At 64.4% G+C, this 17758-nt stretch carries 18 protein-coding genes; 6 read left to right on the top strand and 12 right to left on the bottom strand.

Annotated elements, in window-relative coordinates:
* Nucleotides 1-15 precede the first annotated feature (15 nt).
* Complete coding sequence (gene gatB / locus ACQ7JA_RS24125; RefSeq protein ID WP_430902244.1) at nt 16-1476, top strand: Asp-tRNA(Asn)/Glu-tRNA(Gln) amidotransferase subunit GatB; 1461 nt, start codon at nt 16-18, stop codon at nt 1474-1476.
* A gap of 153 nt (nt 1477-1629) precedes the next feature.
* On the opposite strand, the gene ACQ7JA_RS24120 is transcribed toward gatB, so the two are convergent.
* From ACQ7JA_RS24120 to ACQ7JA_RS24110, 3 genes are all read right to left on the bottom strand, one after another.
* Nucleotides 1630-2175 (bottom strand): hypothetical protein, encoded by a 546-nt coding sequence (locus ACQ7JA_RS24120; RefSeq protein WP_430902243.1) that lies wholly within the window; start codon nt 2173-2175, stop codon nt 1630-1632.
* A 3-nt stretch (nt 2176-2178) separates the two neighbouring features.
* Entirely contained in the window at nt 2179-2631 is a 453-nt protein-coding gene (locus tag ACQ7JA_RS24115; RefSeq protein ID WP_430902242.1) for a hypothetical protein, read from the bottom strand.
* A gap of 148 nt (nt 2632-2779) precedes the next feature.
* Nucleotides 2780-3382 (bottom strand): TetR/AcrR family transcriptional regulator, encoded by a 603-nt coding sequence (locus ACQ7JA_RS24110; protein WP_430902241.1) that lies wholly within the window; start codon nt 3380-3382, stop codon nt 2780-2782.
* 106 nt (nt 3383-3488) lie between these two features.
* Here ACQ7JA_RS24110 and ACQ7JA_RS24105 point away from each other — a divergent pair, with 106 nt between their 5' ends.
* Both ACQ7JA_RS24105 and ACQ7JA_RS24100 read left to right on the top strand, forming a co-directional pair.
* Nucleotides 3489-4139: a glutathione S-transferase family protein gene (locus tag ACQ7JA_RS24105; RefSeq protein ID WP_430902240.1), complete on the top strand. Its 651-nt coding sequence runs from the start codon at nt 3489-3491 to the stop codon at nt 4137-4139.
* Between the two features lie 78 nt (nt 4140-4217).
* Nucleotides 4218-4934: a hypothetical protein gene (locus tag ACQ7JA_RS24100; protein ID WP_430902239.1), complete on the top strand. Its 717-nt coding sequence runs from the start codon at nt 4218-4220 to the stop codon at nt 4932-4934.
* A 1-nt stretch (nt 4935) separates the two neighbouring features.
* On the opposite strand, the gene pyrE is transcribed toward ACQ7JA_RS24100, so the two are convergent.
* Nucleotides 4936-5598: an orotate phosphoribosyltransferase gene (pyrE, locus tag ACQ7JA_RS24095; protein WP_430902238.1), complete on the bottom strand. Its 663-nt coding sequence runs from the start codon at nt 5596-5598 to the stop codon at nt 4936-4938.
* Between the two features lie 139 nt (nt 5599-5737).
* Between pyrE and ACQ7JA_RS24090 the strand changes: the two genes are divergently transcribed.
* Together ACQ7JA_RS24090 and ACQ7JA_RS24085 are read left to right on the top strand one after the other, a co-directional pair.
* Complete coding sequence (locus ACQ7JA_RS24090) at nt 5738-6508, top strand: exodeoxyribonuclease III (protein ID WP_430902237.1); 771 nt, start codon at nt 5738-5740, stop codon at nt 6506-6508.
* Nucleotides 6509-6715: 207 nt separating this feature from the next.
* Nucleotides 6716-9694: an Ig-like domain-containing protein gene (locus tag ACQ7JA_RS24085; protein ID WP_430902236.1), complete on the top strand. Its 2979-nt coding sequence runs from the start codon at nt 6716-6718 to the stop codon at nt 9692-9694.
* Nucleotides 9695-9701: 7 nt separating this feature from the next.
* Here the strand turns inward: ACQ7JA_RS24085 and ACQ7JA_RS24080 are convergent, their stop codons facing one another.
* The 8 genes from ACQ7JA_RS24080 to gshB all read right to left on the bottom strand — a co-directional run bounded on the left by ACQ7JA_RS24080 (nt 9702) and on the right by gshB (nt 16973).
* On the bottom strand, nt 9702-10637 hold the full coding sequence (locus tag ACQ7JA_RS24080) for a pseudouridine synthase (protein ID WP_430902235.1): 936 nt from the start codon (nt 10635-10637) through the stop codon (nt 9702-9704).
* A complete protein-coding gene (locus ACQ7JA_RS24075) occupies nt 10637-11542 on the bottom strand; it encodes a M48 family metallopeptidase (protein ID WP_430902234.1) in 906 nt (301 codons plus the stop codon). Before ACQ7JA_RS24075 ends, ACQ7JA_RS24080 begins: the two co-directional genes overlap by 1 nt.
* 133 nt (nt 11543-11675) lie before the next feature.
* On the bottom strand, nt 11676-12293 hold the full coding sequence (gene metW, locus ACQ7JA_RS24070) for a methionine biosynthesis protein MetW (protein ID WP_430902233.1): 618 nt from the start codon (nt 12291-12293) through the stop codon (nt 11676-11678).
* Nucleotides 12290-13441: a homoserine O-succinyltransferase MetX gene (metX, locus tag ACQ7JA_RS24065; RefSeq protein ID WP_430902232.1), complete on the bottom strand. Its 1152-nt coding sequence runs from the start codon at nt 13439-13441 to the stop codon at nt 12290-12292. Before metX ends, metW begins: the two co-directional genes overlap by 4 nt.
* A gap of 50 nt (nt 13442-13491) precedes the next feature.
* Nucleotides 13492-15258 carry a phosphoenolpyruvate--protein phosphotransferase gene (ptsP, locus tag ACQ7JA_RS24060; RefSeq protein ID WP_430902231.1) on the bottom strand — a complete coding sequence of 589 codons (1767 nt, stop codon included), beginning with the start codon at nt 15256-15258 and terminating at the stop codon, nt 13492-13494.
* Nucleotides 15259-15299: 41 nt separating this feature from the next.
* Nucleotides 15300-15569, bottom strand: a complete 270-nt coding sequence (locus tag ACQ7JA_RS24055; RefSeq protein ID WP_430902230.1) for an HPr family phosphocarrier protein — start codon at nt 15567-15569, stop codon at nt 15300-15302.
* Nucleotides 15570-15613: 44 nt separating this feature from the next.
* Nucleotides 15614-16021, bottom strand: a complete 408-nt coding sequence (locus tag ACQ7JA_RS24050) for a PTS sugar transporter subunit IIA (RefSeq protein WP_430902229.1) — start codon at nt 16019-16021, stop codon at nt 15614-15616.
* Between the two features lie 4 nt (nt 16022-16025).
* The gene (gshB, locus tag ACQ7JA_RS24045) at nt 16026-16973 is read right to left on the bottom strand and encodes a glutathione synthase (RefSeq protein ID WP_430902228.1); all 948 of its coding nucleotides are present in this window, start codon (nt 16971-16973) and stop codon (nt 16026-16028) included.
* 137 nt (nt 16974-17110) lie between these two features.
* Between gshB and ACQ7JA_RS24040 the strand changes: the two genes are divergently transcribed.
* Entirely contained in the window at nt 17111-17758 is a 648-nt protein-coding gene (locus ACQ7JA_RS24040; RefSeq protein WP_430902227.1) for a DUF4272 domain-containing protein, read from the top strand.

Genomic DNA, 17758 nt, shown 5'->3' with positions numbered 1-17758 from the left:
AAGAGAGAACACATCATGCAATGGGAAGTCGTCATCGGTCTTGAGAACCACGTGCAGCTCACGACCAACTCGAAAATCTTCAGCGGCAGCTCGATCCGCTTCGGCGCCGAGCCGAACACCCAGGCCAGCCCGGTCGACCTGGCGCTGCCGGGCGTGCTGCCGGTCCTGAACCGCGGCGCCGTCGAGCGCGCGATCCGCTTCGGCCTGGCCGTGGGCGCGAAGATCGCGCCGCAGTCGGTCTTCGCCCGCAAGAACTACTTCTACCCCGACCTGCCGAAGGGCTACCAGATCAGCCAGTTCGAAGACCCGGTGGTACAGGGCGGCACCATCAGCTTCGCCTACGAGAAGGACGGCAAGCTGGAGACGAAGACCGTCAACCTGACCCGCGCCCACCTCGAGGAAGACGCCGGCAAATCGCTGCACGAGGACTATGCCGGCATGAGCGGCATCGACCTGAACCGCGCCGGCACGCCGCTGCTCGAGATCGTGTCCGAGCCGGAGATGCGCAGCGCGAACGAGGCGGTGGCCTACGCCAAGGCCCTGCACTCGCTGGTCGTGTGGCTGGGCGTCTGCGACGGCAACATGCAGGAAGGTAGCTTCCGTTGCGACGTCAACGTCTCGGTGCGCCCGATGGGCCAGAAGGAATTCGGCACCCGCTGCGAGATCAAGAACCTGAACTCCTTCCGCTTCATGGAAGAAGCGATCCACTACGAAGTGCGGCGCCAGATCGAGCTGATCGAAGACGGCGGCAAGGTAATCCAGGCGACCCGCCTGTGGGACCCGGATAAGAAGGAAACCCGCTCCATGCGCACCAAGGAAGACGCGCAGGACTACCGCTACTTCCCGGACCCGGACCTGCCGCCGCTCGTGATCGGCCAGGACTGGATCGCGCGCATCCAGGGCGAGATGCCCGAGCTGCCGGGCACCCTGCGCGCGCGCTTCACGGGCGAGTACGGCCTGCCTGAGTACGACAGCCTGGTGCTGACCTCTTCCAAGGCCATGGCGACCTACTACGAGGCCGTGGTGGCTGCGGCCGGCAAGGAGAACGCCAAGGCCGCCGCCAACTGGATGATGGGCGACGTCTCGTCGACCCTGAACCGCGAAGGCGTGGAGCTCGACGACTCGCCGGTGTCCGCCGCCCAGCTGGCCCTGCTCCTGAAACGCATCGCCGACGGCACCATCTCGAACAAGGCCGGCAAGGAAGTGTTCGCGGCCATGTGGGAAGCCAAGTCGGATGACGTGGGCCTGGCCGACGCCGTGATCGAGCAGAAGGGCCTGAAGCAGATCTCGGACACGGGTGCGCTGGAAGCCATCGTCGACGAAGTCCTGGCCGCGAACGCCAAGTCGGTCGAGCAGTACCGCGCCGGCAAGGAAGCCGCGATCAATGCGCTGATCGGCCAGGCCATGAAGGCCTCGAAGGGCAAGGCCAACCCGGCCCAGGTGACCGAGCTGCTGAAGAAGAAGCTGGCAGCGTAAACTGCCTGCCCCAAAAAACCGGAGCGTGCTCCGGTTTTTTTTCGCCTTCGTAGGGTGGGCAATCCTTTGCCCACGCGTTCAAATCGCGGATGCGTCGCTTGATCGCATCCGTGAGCTGAACGCGTGGGCGGTGGACCGCCCACCCTACGAACATCACTGGCTCAGGGCCGAGATCTTCTGCAGACCGGTGGCGATGTTCTTGCGGATCGCACCCGCGATCGACATCTTGAGGCGTTCCGCGCCCACGAAGGCTTCGGTGCCGCCGGTGGTGTGCTCGGTGGTAATCGACTCCTGCCACACGACGGCGCCGTTGTCGGCGCGCTTCAGGGTCCAGCCGATCTCGATCTTCGAGGTCATCGACACGCCGAACATCGGGTATTGCAGATTGAAGATCTGGACCGCCAGCTGGTAGTCGCCGCCATCCTTTTTCACGTCCGCGAAGGTTTTCGAGGCGACGATGGCCTCGCCGATCGCGGTACGCAGCTGCTCGGCGGCGATGGTCTCGGCCACCGGGTCCTTCTTCGTCATCGGCAGCACCGCGACGTTCACCGACTGCGGGTGCTGCCTGGCTGCCGCCACCTGCGGCGGCGTCATTTCCTGGGAAGTCATCTGCGAGGCGCAGCCGGTCAGGGCCGCGAACACGCACAGGGCCGACAGCGATGCGAGGCGGCGGAAAGCGGAAGTCATCTGGTTCGTCATGTCTTAATTCCTCGGGGCGGAAAGGATGTTATTCAGGACTTCGTCCACCATCGCGTCAGGCGATTTGCGGGTCAGCGAGGTGTGCAGGGAATTACCGTTCGCAAGCGGGAAATTCGTTTTCGGATCGCGAAAATCGATCGTCAATTCGACCATGTACATGGTGATGTCCCACATCCATTTATCGATATAGGTCACGGAAATATCGGTCGCGGCCGGCGCAGCGGCCTGGGTGCCGGTCGTGACGGCATAGCCCTTGTTCTCGAGCTTCGAGCGGATGATCTCGTTGACCTTGTACTTGTCGTTATCGTGCTTGACCACGTAGGCGGTCTTCACTTTCGACAGGTCCGCCCCCGGCGAGAGCGAAGCATTGGCACGATTCACGGCACAGCCGCTGGTCAGCGCCATCGCGCCGGCGAGCAGCGCAAGCGGTACGATGCGTTTAATTGCTGAAATCATTCAGTTCCCCAGTTTTAGCGTTATCGAATCGCGCAGGACGATTCGGACTTATCCACCGTGACGGTGGCCGGGAATTATATTTATTTTCAGCAACAGGGGATATATGTATTTATCCCGCATAGAAATGACGCGAAATACCGGCTTCTTCCTATTTACAGGCGCCGCATTCGCTCCCGGCCGATAGCAGCGCCAGCGCCTGCTCGCGCGCCGCCGCGCGCAGCGATCGGCGCAGCACCGGGTCGTCGGTGGTGCGCGCCAGCACCATGCCGCCCACGCACAGCGACACGATGGCCTGGGCCCGCCGCTCACCGTCCGGCACACCGGCCAGCGCGCTGGCATAGACCTGCGTCAGGTTGCGGATCAGCTGCGTATAGGCCTTCTGCGGCGACAGCCCGGCCCGCGCCACGTCGCCCGGCAGGGCGTACAGCGGACAGTGGAAATCGACGTTGTCGAAGACCTTGTCGCTCAGGTAGACGTCGAGCAGCATGCGCGCCAGCTCGGCGGGCGCGGGCATGGGACTGTTCGCGAGATCGGCGCGGAAGGGATTGCAGTTGGTGAAGCTGGCCACGGCGGCGGCGTAGAGCTCGTCCTTGCTGCCGAAGTGGTGATAGAAGCCGCCGCGCGTCAGGCCGGCCTCAAACATGACGCGGTCGATGGACACCTGCTCGAAACCGTGCCGGTTGAACAGCCTGCGCGCGGCGCTGACGATGCGCTCGCGGGTCTGGGCCTTGTGCTCGCTGCTATAGGGCATGTCGATTCTCCTCCAGCCACCATTATCCTCCGGTCGATATTATGTTCTTGAAGATAATATGGCCCCGCGTATTCTCGCCTTCACCACACCACAAGGAGGAGCCGAGATGATTACCCTGACCACTTTCCGCAGCGTGCCGTCGTTCGCCGCCGGCTATGTGCGCGACCTGCGCGTGCGCTGGGCCCTGGAGGAAGCGGGCCTGCCCTACAGCCTGCGGCTGCTCGATTTCGAGGAAGCGGCAAAGCCCGCCTACCGCAAGGAACAGCCCTTCAGCCAGATCCCGATGCTGCACGATGGCGACCTGGCGCTGTTCGAATCCGGCGCCATCCTGCTGCACCTGGGCGGGCGCTGCCCTCTCCTGTTGCCGCAGGATGCGAACGCCCGCGCGCAAGTGACGGTGTGGATGTTCGCGGCCCTCAATTCGGTGGAGCCCTACCTGGCCGAGCTCGTGACCCTGGACCTGTTCCACGCCGGCGAAGACTGGGTGGCCGGCGCCCGCCCTTCGGCCGAAGAGATGGCATTGAAGCGCCTGCGCGACCTCGACGACTGGCTCGAGGGCCGCGACTGGCTGGCAGGCGAATTCAGCGTGGCCGACATCCTCATGTGCACCGTGCTGCGCCTGCTGGACGGCATGGACCTGGTCGAGCGCTTCGCAAGGCTGAGCGCCTACCGGGACCGCTGCATGGAACGCCCGGCTTTCCGGAAGGCGCTGGCCGACCAGCTGGCCTTGTATGAGCAGACGTCACAGGCGGCATGACGTGGCCGTGGACATCGGTGACATTTGCGGGGACGGCGGCTGCCTATAATCGCCATCACCCTCGTTCGAAAGCCCTCGATGCGCCACGCTGCCTTTTTCGTCCTGCTTTGCCTGCTCGCCAGTCCGCCTGCACGATCCGCCCCGGAGACGACCCAGGTCTTTCTCGACAATGGCGAACTGAATTACGTTGGCGGCGTGGACGCGGATGCGAACCGGCGCCTGTTCGCCCTCTACGACAGCCTGGCGGCCAAGCCGACGGTGCTGTCGATCCGCAGCAGGGGCGGCCCGGTGACGGCCGGCGTACCGCTCGGGCGCTGGGTGCGCGAGCGAGGGCTCGACATAAAGGTGATGGAATACTGCCTGTCCTCGTGCGCGAACTATGTCTTCCCCGCCGCGCGGCGCAAGGTGGTCAGCAATTTTGCGGTGATCGGCTACCACGGCGGTCCGGGCAGCGGGCAAGTCGAGTTCGATGCCGACACCCGGAAGATGGTCGACGCGATGCCGCCCGCGCAGCGCAAGGCATTCATGGACGACCTCGACAAAACCATCAAGACCCGTGTCGACGAGGAGCGCGCCTACCTGCGCTGGCTGGGCGTGCGCGAAGACCTGTCGACGCTCGGCCAGCAGGATCGCTTCCAGCAACGCCACCTTGCGGAACCGAACGTGCTCGGCTGGACCTACTCGCTCGCGGGATTCGCAAAGCTCGGCGTGCGCGACATCAGCGTGATCAATCCGCCCTGGAAGCCCGGCAGCGCCATGCAGAAGGCCAGGTTCGCGCTGATCGAACCCGACTGACTCAGACGCCGTAGCGCGTGCGGTAGGCGGCGACGGCATCCTTGTGGGCGCCCAGGTCGGCGGCAGCTGCACCGGTCGACAGGTAAGTAAACAGGTCGTCCAGGTTGGCGATCGCGATCACCGGAATGCCGAATTCCTGCGACACCTGCTGCACCGCCGAATGCTCGGACAGGGCGCCGTCCTTGCCGGAGCGCTCCATGCGGTCCAGCGCGATCAGCACGGCCGCCGGCTCGGCGCCAGCGGCGCGGATCATGTCGACCGATTCGCGCACCGAGGTGCCGGCCGAGATCACGTCGTCGATGATGACGACCTTGCCCGCCAGTTTCGCGCCGACGATGGTGCCGCCTTCGCCGTGGTCCTTGGCTTCCTTGCGGTTGTAGGCGAACGCCGTGTTGCGGCCCTTGGCGGCCAGCGCCACCGCGGTGGCGCTGGCCAGCGTGATGCCTTTATAGGCCGGGCCGAACAGCATGTCGAAGGCCACGCCGGAATCGAGCAGGGTCTGGGCGTAGAACTGGGCCAGCTTGCCGAGGGTGGCGCCGTCGTGGAACAGGCCGGCGTTGAAGAAGTAGGGCGACAGGCGGCCAGCCTTGGTGGTGAACTCGCCGAACCTCAATACCTCGGCCTCGACCGAAAATGCAATAAATTCCTGGCGCAGATCGCTCACGTGCTTCTCCTGTTGGTTCGAAAAACGCCTATTGTAAACCGGCCTGCGCCGGCCTCGGCATTCCGGGCTGCGGCAAAACACGCTACACTGGCAGATGCATCCTGGCCGCGCGGCGGTCATCTCCCATTCACTACAATCCATGCCACGAATTATTTCCGCCAACCTGAACGGCATCCGTTCGGCCCACAAGAAAGGCTTCTTCAACTGGCTCGCCACCCAGTCCGCCGACTACATCTGCGTGCAGGAACTGAAGGCGCAGGAAGCCGACATGACCGAGGAATTCCTGTCCCCGCACGGTTACCACGGCCATTTCCACTACGCCGAAAAGAAGGGCTATTCCGGCACCGGCGTGTATAGCCGCAGCGCGCCCGACAACAAGCGCATCGGCTTCGGCTGTCTCGAATTCGATGCCGAGGGCCGCTACACCCGCTGCGATTTCGGCAACCTCACCATTATCTCCGTCTACTGCCCGTCGGGCTCGTCCTCGCCGGAGCGCCAGGAAGCCAAGTTCCGCTTCATGGAAGTCTTCCTGCCGCACCTGCAGGAGCTCAAGGCAGAGGGCCGCGAGGTGGTGATCTGCGGCGACTGGAACATCGCCCACAAGGAAATCGACCTCAAGAACTGGAAAGGCAACCTGAAGAATTCGGGCTTCCTGCCGGAAGAGCGCGCCTGGATGACGCGCATCTTCGACGAGATCGGCCTGGTCGACGTGCACCGCAAGGTGCATCCGGACGCCGAGCACTACACCTGGTGGAGCAACCGCGGCCAGGCCTATGCGAAGAACGTCGGCTGGCGCATCGACTACCACGTCGCCACCCCGGGCATCGCGGCGACCGCCAGGACCGTGTCGATCTACAAGGACGAAAAATTCAGCGATCACGCGCCGCTGATCATCGATTACGAGCTCTGATCGATCCATAAGCTTAGCTAATAGATAATAGTCGTCTATTAGCTTTGCTTCTAAATCCGCCCCCCCATACCGGGGGGATTCGCCACGGAAATGATGCTAAATTGCAGCATTTCCCTCTGTTTGGCGAAATGACAAATGGGTTTCTTGATACTATCCGTCTGGTAACTTTCCAACGAGAATGTTCCATTGACGGAATATCAAGAAATCATGACTGCCATCGCCACGTCTCCCACCCTGCTCGCCAAGACGGTCTCGACCACCGCAGGCGTCACCCACATCGACCTGCATTTCTCGGTGACGATGGCCAAGGGACGCGGAAGCATTTTCGTCACCGACGGCGCCGTCCAGACCGTCATCGACCGCGTCACCGGCGAACCCAAGCTGCGCGTGGTCGGCGCCAGCTTCACGAAGGAAGTCCCGCTCAGCCAGGTCACGATCAACGGCAGCCACGTCAGCTTCGACGCCGCCGGCCTGGCAACGGGCAAGCACTACAGCATCTTCATGGGCGCCGGCACCCTCACCAGCGGGGGCGCGCCCTTCGCCGGCTATACCGTGCCGACCCAGGTCGCCTTCGACATACCAGCCACGACGCCGCCGCCGCCGGCGATCAGCGCCACTTTCGTTTTCGAGCAAACCGTCCTGAAGGCCGGCCAGGATATCCAAGCCTTCGTGACCCTTTCGCGCAGCGTGACCGGCCTGAATGCGAGCGCCTTCAGCGCCGAGAACGCGTCGGTGAAGAGCGTCACGGCGACCGACAATCCGCTGGTCTGGAAAGTCGTGCTGACCAAGAGCGCCAGCATCGCAGACGCAGTGAATGCGCTCAGCCTGGATCTGAGCATGGTCGAGATCGCGGCAGGCGTGCACGGTAGCGGCACGGCCACCTCGCCCAACTATGCGGTGGATACGCTGGTCAATCCCTGGATCTCGGCGGCTGGCAGCGCTCATGACACGGGGGTGTCCGACACCGACAACCTGGTCAGCAGCCACTGGGCGGGCGTTTCCGGCGAATTGCATGGCGGCATGGACGACGGCGACAGCATTGAACTCCTCATCAATGGCGTGGCCGTGGACCCGGCAGACATCAGCATCAATCACGACCGCTCGCCATGGAGCTGGTCCTACGAGCCAGAGGTAGGCGACGACGTGGTCTGGCTGGAAGACGGTGCGAACACCATCGTCGTGCGCGTGAAGAACGGTGAGCACACCAGCGCGGACTACACCACCACCATCACTGTCGATGCGACCGATCCTGTCATCACAGCATCGCCCGAAGGCGCAACCAGCCTATCCCTGAACAATGACTTCACCATCAGCTTCAGCGAGAAGCTGTACTGGCAACCCGGCGAAGGCGGGGTCGACATGCAAGTTTCGATCTATTGCATCGAGGACGATACTTACCAGCAGATCGACATCGATCCCGCCCCTTTCCAAGCGGGCAGCGATACGCTGACCTTGTCTCCGGCCGCGCTTGGCCTCGACCCGGGCAAGCACTACGAGCTCGCCCTTCCCGGCTCCCTGACGGACAAGGCCGGCAACGATCTATGGGACAATCCCATTACGTTCAAGACATCGGGCCCGGCGAATGCCACCCACGCCGTCGTGGACGGCAAGCTGGCCTACAAGGCAGGCGACAAGATCACGTTCCGCATCAAGTTCGACGAAGACGTCCGTCCCACTTCGGACGCCATCCTGTCGCTCGGCCTCAGCAACGGCCAGCGCGCCGCGATTCAGTCCGTCGACGGCGATGAGTGGACCTTCGCCTACACGGTCGAAGCCGGCGTGGGCGTGGACACGAACGACCTGACGATCAGCGATTTCTCCCTGCTGGTCGACAATGTCGAAGACCTGGAAGACTTCCCGCTGACGGGCGCCCATATCCTCATCGACGGCATCCACCAGTACGCGGGTTCGGGCTACGGTTACCTGCCAGTCGACATCGTCGTCGATACGGTCGCCCCGGCAGCCCCAGGCACCCCGTCACTGGCGAGCGGCAGCGATTCCGGCACCCTCGGCGACAACCGCACGAACGTCCTCAAGCCGACCCTGACCGGCAGCGGGGAGTCAGGCGCAGTCGTCAGCATCTACGACGGCGGCACGCTGCTCGGCGCCGACCGGGTCGACTCCGGCAACTGGACCATCCAGGTCGGATCGAACCTCGCTGCCGGGCTGCACAACCTGACGATCGTCCAGACTGACCGTGCCGGCAATGTCAGCAGCAGCACTTCCTACGCCCTGACCATCGAATCATCGGTGCCGAGCCTGGCGGCCCCGGTGCTGGCCAACGACACCGGCAGCTCGTCCTCGGACCGCTTGACGAACGACACCACGCTCGAGGGTAGCGGCGCGCTGGCGAACGCCCACATCAAGATCATGTCGGGCGCGGACATCGTCGGCGTCGGTAGCGCCGACGCCGACGGCAACTGGACCGCGGTCTTCGGCAGCAGCCTGCCGGATGGCAGCCATACCTACACGGTGCGCCAGGTCGACGGGGCCGGCAACAGCAGCGCCGATTCTCCGGCCATCACCTTCACGGTCGACCGCAGCGCGCCCGGCGTGCCGTCCGGCGCGCCGGACCTGGCCGCCGCCAGCGACAGCGGCGTATCGAGTACCGACAACATCACCAGTGAGCGCGAACCGACCTTCAACGGCAGTGGCGCGCTCGCCAATACCGGCGTGGCGCTGTTCGCGAACGGCGTCGAGATCGGCCGCACCGCGGCCGACGCATCGGGCAACTGGACGTACACGGTGCCGAGCGCCAAGGCCCTGGGCGACGGGACCTACGCCATCACGGTGCGCCAGTTCGACACGGCCGGCAATATGAGCGGCGATTCCACGGCGCTGTCGATCACCGTCGACAACGTCGGCCCGAGCGCGGGCGTGGCCTCGGTCAACGTCTTCGGCCGCAAATTCGCCCTGCCCTTCAGCGAAGCCATCGTGTTCCAGCCGGGCGGCAGCTTCAACCTGTTCGAAGGCAGCACGCAGCGCGATGCCTACTGGGGCAACAACGGCAGCAGCTGGAGCGTCACGGCGGACAGCGACGGCGACCTGTCGATCCTGAACTTCAACATCTCGCTCAACGGCCTGCTGCGCATGCAATGGAATAACGGCAGCGTGACCGACCTGGCAGGCAATGCCGCCATCGTCGGCGTGGCGGGCTGGGACTTCGAGATGCCCGGATCCGCGTAAGCGACGCTCAGGGCCAGTCGAGCCGGAAGCCGCTGTCGAAGCGGCGCGCTTCCCCGCTCAAGGGATCGATGAAGGAAATCGAACGCGCCAGCAGCTGCAGCGGCGCGCCGAAGTCGTCGCCCTTGCACGGCAGCGCCACCGGATAGAAGGCGTCGTTCACGATCGGCGCGCCAAGGCGCGAGAGGTGCAGGCGCAGCTGGTGCTTGCGTCCCGTATGCGGATGCAGGCGGTAGCGGGCAAGATCGCCACGGCGTTCGATCAGCTCCACCACGGTCTCCGAATTCGGCTCGCCCGGCACCTCTTCGCTGACAAAAAACTGCTCCGCATCCTGCATGCGGCTGCGGTAGGTGATGGGGAATTCCCGCCCCTCGATCGGACCCGCCAGGGCCTCGTAGACTTTATCGACCACCCGCTTCTGGAACATCGACTGGTAGGCCCCGCGCGAGGCGGGGTTGTGCGAGAAGATCACCACGCCGGCGGTCTCGCGGTCGAGGCGGTGGATCGGGGTCAGGTGCGGCAGGTCGAACCGTTTTTTCAGGCGCACGAGCAGGGTCTCGTGCAGGAAGCGGCCGGTCGGGATGGTCGGCAGGAAGTGCGGCTTGTCGGCGACCAGCAGGTGCTCGTCCAGATGCAGCACGCTTTCCTTGAAGGGAATCGGCGTCTCGGGCGCTTCCAGTTCGCGGTAGTACCAGATGCGCATGCCCTGGCGCACGTGGCTGTCGGCGTCCAGGGGCGCCCCCTTCGCGTCGACGATCTCGCCGCGCGCCAGGCGCTGGGCCCAGGCGGCCTCCGACACGTCGGGGAAGCGCTCCACCAGGAAGCGCAGCATGCCGCCGGCGCGGGTTTCGGTCAGCCACAGGTAGCTGGGCGCGACGCCGTCGCGGGTCGGCAGCGGGACATAGGCGTTTGCTTCGGCCTGGTGGCCCTTCCTGCTACTTCCCATTAACGCAGTGCGACGTTGGTCCGGTAAGGCGGCAGCTTGGCGGCCGTGGTGCCCTTGGCGCGCGCGTAGACCGGCAGCAGCAGGTTCATATGCTGTTCCATGATGGCGATACGGTTCTCACCGCCCGGATGGGTCGACAGCAGCTCGATCGGAGCGCGCTTGTCGAGGGCCGCCATCTTGCGCCACAGGACGATACCGGCGCGCGGGTCGTAGCCGGCGCGGGCGGCAATATCGAGGCCTACAAGGTCGGCTTCTCGTTCGTCGTCGCGCGAGTACTTGAGGCCAGCGAATTGGGCGAGATAACCAGCGCCCATATTGGTAAGGTTCGGATCGATCCCGAAAATGCCAGAAATTAAGGCTCCGCCGATGCGGGCCGCGGCATTGGTTCCCATCTGCTTGCCCATCTTTTCGCGGCTATGCTCGCGCAGGGCATGGGCGATTTCATGCCCCATGACGACGGCAACTTCGTCATCAGTCAGCTTCAGCGACGTCAGAATTCCAGTAAAGAAGCCAATGCGGCCACCCGGCATGCAGAACGCGTTGACATCCTTTGCATCGATGAGATTCACCTGCCACTGCCATTGCGTAGCCAGTTCGTTCCAGCGCGGCGTCTGCGGAATGATGCGCTTGGCAATCGCGCGCAGGCGCTGCACTTCCGGATGTGAAGGCGGCAGCAGCACGCCCTTCTGCTGCGCCTGGCTCATCATCTGCGTGTACTGCTGCGCCGCCGCTTCGTTGAGCTGCTCTTCCGGCACCACGTTACGCCAGCGTGAAAGCGGTCGCACCTGAATACCATCCTGGACCGTCGTATTGCGGTCATCTCGCGCGACCGCGTCGCCAACACTGACGGTACCGAATGCGGCGACCATGGAAAGGCTGACTGCCAGATGCTTCATTTTTTTCATGTCGTCAACGATAGCCTGTTCTTAGCAGCACTATCTCCAAAGAAAGTGGCGGCAATTTGTATGCACAATAGCGCAGATGATCGTGGATGGAGAGCGGCTCGACAAGCCGCCACCGCACATAAGCGCATCACATTCAGTCAGTCGTTCCTGTGCGCTTGCGCAAACGAAACACTGCCAGGCTGCCGCGCAGGTTGGGCAGGAATGTCACCACCTTGCCCTCGGCCAGCGCCACATATTCCAGCACCTCCAGCCCGCACTTCTCGGCCAGGTCCTTGAAGTCGTGGATGGTCGCGTAGCGCACGTTGGGCGTATCGAACCACTGGTAGGGCAGCGAGCGCGAGACCGGCATGCGGCCGCGGATCAAAGCAACGCGGTGCGGCCAGTAGGCGAAGTTCGGGAAGGACACGATGGCCTCCTGCCCCACGCGCACGATGTCGCGCAGGCGCGCCTCGACGTGCTGCATCATCTGCAGCGAGGACAGGCAGAGCACCATGTCGAAGGCGTTGTCGCGGAACAGGTCGAGGCCCTCTTCCATGTCATGCTGGATCACGCTGACGCCGCGCTGGGTGCTCTCGAGCACCTTGTCGTCGGCGATCTCGACGCCGTAGCCGGTGCACCCCTTGCCCATTTCCAGGTAGCGCAGCATGGCGCCGTCGCCGCAGCCAACGTCGAGCACGTGGGAACCCTCGCGCACCCAGTGCGCGATGAAGGCCAGGTCGGGACGCAGGGAGTTCAGGTCGTCGAAATTCATGCCGCTGCTCCGGTAAATTCACCGGCAATCCGGTCATAGTAGGCACGCACCACGCCCATATAGCGCGGGTCTTCCAGCAGGAAGGCGTCGTGCCCGTGCGGCGCGTCGATCTCGGCGTAGCTCACCTTGCGCCGGTTCGAGATCAGGGCTTCCACGATCTCGCGGCTGCGCTCCGGCGAGAAGCGCCAGTCGGTGGTGAAGGAGGCGATCAGGAACTGCGCCTGGGTGCCCGACAGGGCCTTGGTCAGGTCGCCGCCGTGGGCGCGCGCCGGATCGAAGTAGTCGAGCGCCTTGGTGATCAGGAGGTAGGTATTGGCGTCGAAGTATTCCGAGAACTTGTCGCCCTGGTAGCGCAGATAGGATTCGATCTCGAAGTCGACGCCGAAATCGAAGGCGTAGTCGTCTTTTTCCGCAGCGTTGCGCAGCTTGCGGCCGAACTTCTCCGCCATGTCGTCGTTCGACAGGTAGGTGATGTGGCCGACCATGCGCGCCACCTTCAGGCCGTTCTTCGGCACCACGCCATGTTCGTAGAAATCGCCACCGTGGTAGTCCGGGTCGGTCAGGATGGCCTGGCGCGCGACGTCGTTGAAGGCGATGTTCTGGGCCGAGAGCTTCGGGGTCGAGGCGATCACGATGCAGTGGCGCAGACGCTCGGGGAACATGATGCTCCAGGAGAGCGCCTGCATGCCGCCCAGCGAACCGCCCATCACGGCGGCGAATTGCGCGATGCCGAGGCGGTCGGCCAGGCGCGCCTGGGCGCTCACCCAGTCTTCCACGGTCAGCAGCGGGAAGGCCGCGCCATAGGGCTTGCCGGTGGCGGGATTGGTGTGCATCGGCCCGGTCGAACCGAAGCAGGAACCCAGGTTGTTCACGCCGATCACAAAAAAGCGGTTGGTGTCGACCGGCTTGCCCGGGCCGACCATATTGTCCCACCAGCCCTGGCTCTTGGGCTTGTCGGCATAGGTGCCGGCCACGTGGTGGGAGGCGTTCAGCGCGTGGCAGATCAGGACCGCGTTCGATTTATCTTCGTTCAGGGTCCCGTAGGTTTCGTACATCAGCGTGTAGTCGCCGATGCTGGCGCCGCTTTGCAGGCGCAGCGGCTCGGCGAAGTGCATCGCCTGCGGTGTGACTGTTCCAATCGATCCCATGGATGGTGTTCGCGTTCATGTAAGCGCGCACGAAGGCGCGCTTGGGTAAATCAGAGGGATTGCAGCTGCTCCACAGCGGTGGCGATCTCGTTCGGTTCGATCGAGCGCAGGATGCGGCGCGTACGGGACGTGATCGCGGCCAGGTCGCTGTTCAGGATTTCCTGCTTCACCGCCAGCAGCTGCGCCGGATGCATCGAGAATTCGCGCAGGCCCATGCCGAGCAGCAGGCGGGTGAGCTTGACGTCGCCCGCCATCTCGCCGCAGACGGCGACGTCGAGGCCCGCCTTCTGGCCCGTGGCGATGGTCTGGGCAATGAGCATCAGGACCGCCGGGTGCAGCGGATTGTACAGGTGCGCCACTTCGTAGTCGACCCGGTCGATCGCCAGGGTGTACTGGATCAGGTCATTGGTCCCGATCGACAGGAAGTCCATGCGCTTGACGAACATCGGCAGCGCCAGCGCGGCGGCCGGGATCTCGATCATGGCGCCCACTTCCACTGCCGGGTCGTACTTGACGCCCTCGTCGCGCAGCTGGGCCTTGGCCTGTTCGATCATGGCGAGCGTCTGGTCGATCTCGAAGGCGTGCGCCAGCATCGGAATGAGGATGCGCACCTTGCCGAAGGCGGACGCACGCAGGATCGCGCGCAGCTGGGTCAGGAAGAGCTGGGGCTCGGCCAGGCAGTAGCGGATCGCGCGCAGGCCCAGCGCCGGGTTCAGCGCCGTGTGCTCGGTCGGGTCGAGCGGCTTGTCGGCGCCGACGTCCAGGGTGCGGATCGTCACCGGCCTGCCCTTCATCGCCACCACGGCCTTGCGGTACTGCTCGAACTGCTCGTCCTCGCTCGGGACTTTCAGCACGCTTCCCAGCACACTTGCGCCGCGGCCCATGAACAAAAATTCGGAACGGAACAGCCCTACGCCGTTGGCGCCGGCGTCCAGCGCGGCCGGGCAGTCGTCGGGCAGTTCGATATTGGCCAGCAGGGTGATCGGGGTGCCGTCTTTTGTTACCGCCGGGGTCTTCTTGAGCTTCAGCAGGCGCTTGCGGGCCTTGGTCAGCGCCGCCTGGCGCGCGCGGTACTGCTCCAGCACCAGCTGGCTCGGATTGCAGATCACCACGCCGGCATCGCCGTCGATGATGACCCAGTCGTCCTGCTCGATCAGGCGCGAGGCCTGGCTCATGCCGACCGCCGCCGGGATGTCGAGCGAGCGCGCGACGATGGCCGTGTGCGAGTTCTGGCCGCCGACGTCGGTGACGAAACCGGCGAAGCTGCGGTCGCGGAAGGCCAGCATGTCGGCCGGCGAGATGTCGTGGGCCACCACGATCATCGAGGGCGGCGCCTGGTCTTCGCCTTCGTACACCGGCGGGATGGCGAGCGCGGTGCCCATCAGGACCTTCAGCACCCGCTCGGCCACCTGCTGGATGTCGTGCTTGCGCTCGCGCAGGTACTCGTCCTCGATCTCGTCGAACTGGGAAGACAGCTCGTCGATCTGGGTCACCAGCGCCCATTCGGCGTTGTAGTGGCGCGAACGGATGATGTCGAGCGGCGCTTCCGAGATCATCGGGTCCGACAGGATCAGGGCGTGCACGTCGATGAAGGCGCCCAGCTCCGTCGGGGCGTCCTTGGGCAGCTCGGTCCACAGGGCCTGCAGGCCGCGGTGGACTTCGGCGATCGCATCCTGCAGGCGCTTGACTTCCGCCTCGACCTGCTCTTCGGGGACGAGGTAGTGCTTGACGTCGAGCGCGGCCGGCGTGAGCAGGTGGGCGCGGCCGATCGAAATGCCGCGCGAAACCGGAATGCCGTGGAGCGTGAACGATGCCATCGAGGGTCCCGTGTGGCGGGGCGTTGCCGCTTCGCGCGGCATTACTCGCCTTCGCCGAACTTGTCGTTGATCAGGCCCGTCAAGGCGGCGATGCATGCCTCTTCATCTTCGCCGTCGGCCTCCAGCAGCACTTTCGCGCCCTTGCCTGCGGCGAGCATCATGACGCCCATGATGGACTTGGCATTGATGCGGCGGCCGTTGCGGGTGAGCCAGACGTCGCTCTTGTACTTGGCGGCCAGCTGGGTGAATTTGGCGGAGGCGCGGGCATGGAGGCCCAGCTTGTTGATGATCTCGAGTTCCTGTTGAATCATATTGTCGTGGTCTATGCCTTGGCCAAATGTCGTTGTGATTGTGTTCAGCTCGATCCGACGCGGATCCGGTTGTCGACCCGCACCGCGCCGTTCTGGGCGCCGGCCAGGGCCATCTCGACCACCACGTCGAGGGTGTCGCGGCGGTAGGTGATCGCGCGCAGCAGCATGGGCAGGCTGATGCCGGCGATGACTTCCACGTGGCCGGCGTCCTGCAGTGAATTGCAGCAGTTCGAGGGGGTGCCGCCCTTGATGTCGGTAATGACCAGCACGCCGTCGCCTTCGTCCAGGCGCGCGATCGCCTCCTTGGCCAGGCAGTTCACCTGGGCCAGGTCCTGGTCGGCGCTCACGTCGATCGCCTCGAAACGCTCCGTCGGGCCCCGGAATACGTGGGCCACCGCGGTGATGAATGCCTGGCCCAGCGGTGCGTGGGTCAGGAGCAGGATGCCTACCATGTCGTTACTTCTCGTTTGCTTTCAGTTCGACCGCGTCGATGAACATCGCGGCCACGTCGAATCCGGTCTGGTCGGTGATCTCCTGGAAGCAGGTCGGGCTGGTGACGTTCACTTCTGTCAGGAAATCGCCGATCACATCCAATCCTACCAGCAACAGGCCACGCGCCGCCAGTTCCGGGCCGATGGCCTCGGCAATCGCCTGCTCGCGCTCCGTGATCGGCATGGCCACGCCCTTGCCGCCGGCCGCCAGATTGCCGCGGACCTCATTGCCCTGCGGAATGCGCGCCAGGGTGAAGGGGACCGGCTTGCCGTTAATCACGAGCACGCGCTTGTCGCCCTGCTTGATCGCCGGGATATATTTCTGCGCCATGATGGTGTGCTTGCCGTTGTCGGTCAGCGACTCGATCACAGAGCCCAGGTTCATGCCGTCGTCTTTCACGCGGAAGATGCCGGCGCCGCCCATGCCGTCCAGGGGCTTGAAGATCACGTCGCCGTGTTTCTCGTGGAAGGCGCGCAGGCGCGCCGGGTTCGAGGATACCAGCGTCGGCGAGGTGAACTGGCTGAACTGGCCGATGGTCAGTTTCTCGTTGTGGTCGCGGATCGCGCCGGCGCGGTTGAATACGCGCGCGCCCTGGCGCTCGGCCAGTTCCAGCAGATAGGTGCCGTAGACATATTCCATGTCGAAGGGCGGGTCCTTGCGCTCGATGATGGCGTCGAACACGTTCAGCTCCACGATTTCCGGCGCGTCGGCGCGGTACCAGGGCTCCTGTTCGCCCGTCAGGTGGATGCGCGTGACTTCGGCGGTGACGACGCCCTCTTCCAGCACCATGTCGCGCTGCTCGAAGGCGTAGACGGCATGGCCGCGCTTCGCCGCTTCGCGCATCATGGCGAAGGTGGAATCCTTGTAGATCTTGAAGGTGGAGAGCGGGTCGGCGAGGAAGGCGATTTTCATGGGCTGTCCAGTGCGGGCAATGCACTGATTTTAGCCGGAAACGCGATTTCTCGCGGACGGCGACCCTATTTGCGGGGGTGTGGGCGCTCACCGGCGTTCGATGCTACCGTCTTGCCAAACCATCCATGGAGGAGCGCATGACGCCGGAAGCACGCCGGGAAGCGAACGAGAAACTCTTGCAGGAACACGGAATTCCCATCAATCCGCACCTGCCGATGATCGAGGATGCCGGAGCGACCACCCTGCGCACCGAGGAGGAACTGTGGGGACGGCTGGTGGCCCTGTGGGGCGTGGTCGGCACCGCCATGCTGCGCCAGAACGCCTTTTTCAAGGAATATTTCTCGCCCCTGGCGCGACGTACCCTGCTGACGGCCGACGAAGCGACCTTCCTTTTCGACGACGCCCCGCAGGAAGAAGACCGGATCCGCTTTTCCTGGCGCCTGGAAGCAATGATGTTCCTGGCCTGGTGCGCGGGGCTGGTCGACGATCCGGGCATGCCGGCCGCGCCCTCGAGCGCCGAAGCCATCCTGCCGCTGTATCCGCACGATCTGGGCGACGCCGTCATGCTGCGCGAGGCGATCCGGGTGCGTCCGAAAGAAGAGATCCTCGATTGGGCCGATCGCCTGTACCGCCTGCACTGGGCAGTGCGCGACGCTCACCTCAACCGGCGCGAGCCGCCCGCCGGCCTGAACCCGGGCGTGGTGCTGGAATGGCACCACGCAATCAACTGGATGATCCGCTACGGCGATGAGGACGACTGGGACGCCGTCGGCACCGATACCTGA

Source organism: Massilia sp. BKSP1R2A-1 (assembly GCF_050586525.1).
In the GTDB taxonomy this organism is placed as follows: Bacteria; Pseudomonadota; Gammaproteobacteria; order Burkholderiales; family Burkholderiaceae_D; genus Telluria.
The sequence above is the reverse complement of the archived record's forward strand: the minus strand, read 5'-3'. Positions and strand labels throughout refer to the sequence as shown.

Bases quoted from the DNA above. Each gene is read 5' to 3' on its own strand.
- gatB (WP_430902244.1), top strand. From the start codon at position 16: ATGCAATGGGAAGTCGTCATCGGTCTTGAGAACCACGTGCAGCTCACG.
- ACQ7JA_RS24120 (WP_430902243.1), bottom strand. From the start codon at position 2,175: ATGACGAACCAGATGACTTCCGCTTTCCGCCGCCTCGCATCGCTGTCG.
- ACQ7JA_RS24115 (WP_430902242.1), bottom strand. From the start codon at position 2,631: ATGATTTCAGCAATTAAACGCATCGTACCGCTTGCGCTGCTCGCCGGC.
- ACQ7JA_RS24110 (WP_430902241.1), bottom strand. From the start codon at position 3,382: ATGCCCTATAGCAGCGAGCACAAGGCCCAGACCCGCGAGCGCATCGTC.
- ACQ7JA_RS24105 (WP_430902240.1), top strand. From the start codon at position 3,489: ATGATTACCCTGACCACTTTCCGCAGCGTGCCGTCGTTCGCCGCCGGC.
- ACQ7JA_RS24100 (WP_430902239.1), top strand. From the start codon at position 4,218: ATGCGCCACGCTGCCTTTTTCGTCCTGCTTTGCCTGCTCGCCAGTCCG.
- ACQ7JA_RS24090 (WP_430902237.1), top strand. From the start codon at position 5,738: ATGCCACGAATTATTTCCGCCAACCTGAACGGCATCCGTTCGGCCCAC.
- ACQ7JA_RS24085 (WP_430902236.1), top strand. From the start codon at position 6,716: ATGACTGCCATCGCCACGTCTCCCACCCTGCTCGCCAAGACGGTCTCG.
- ACQ7JA_RS24080 (WP_430902235.1), bottom strand. From the start codon at position 10,637: ATGGGAAGTAGCAGGAAGGGCCACCAGGCCGAAGCAAACGCCTATGTC.
- ACQ7JA_RS24075 (WP_430902234.1), bottom strand. From the start codon at position 11,542: ATGAAAAAAATGAAGCATCTGGCAGTCAGCCTTTCCATGGTCGCCGCA.
- metW (WP_430902233.1), bottom strand. From the start codon at position 12,293: ATGAATTTCGACGACCTGAACTCCCTGCGTCCCGACCTGGCCTTCATC.
- metX (WP_430902232.1), bottom strand. From the start codon at position 13,441: ATGGGATCGATTGGAACAGTCACACCGCAGGCGATGCACTTCGCCGAG.
- ptsP (WP_430902231.1), bottom strand. From the start codon at position 15,258: ATGGCATCGTTCACGCTCCACGGCATTCCGGTTTCGCGCGGCATTTCG.
- ACQ7JA_RS24055 (WP_430902230.1), bottom strand. From the start codon at position 15,569: ATGATTCAACAGGAACTCGAGATCATCAACAAGCTGGGCCTCCATGCC.
- ACQ7JA_RS24050 (WP_430902229.1), bottom strand. From the start codon at position 16,021: ATGGTAGGCATCCTGCTCCTGACCCACGCACCGCTGGGCCAGGCATTC.
- gshB (WP_430902228.1), bottom strand. From the start codon at position 16,973: ATGAAAATCGCCTTCCTCGCCGACCCGCTCTCCACCTTCAAGATCTAC.
- ACQ7JA_RS24040 (WP_430902227.1), top strand. From the start codon at position 17,111: ATGACGCCGGAAGCACGCCGGGAAGCGAACGAGAAACTCTTGCAGGAA.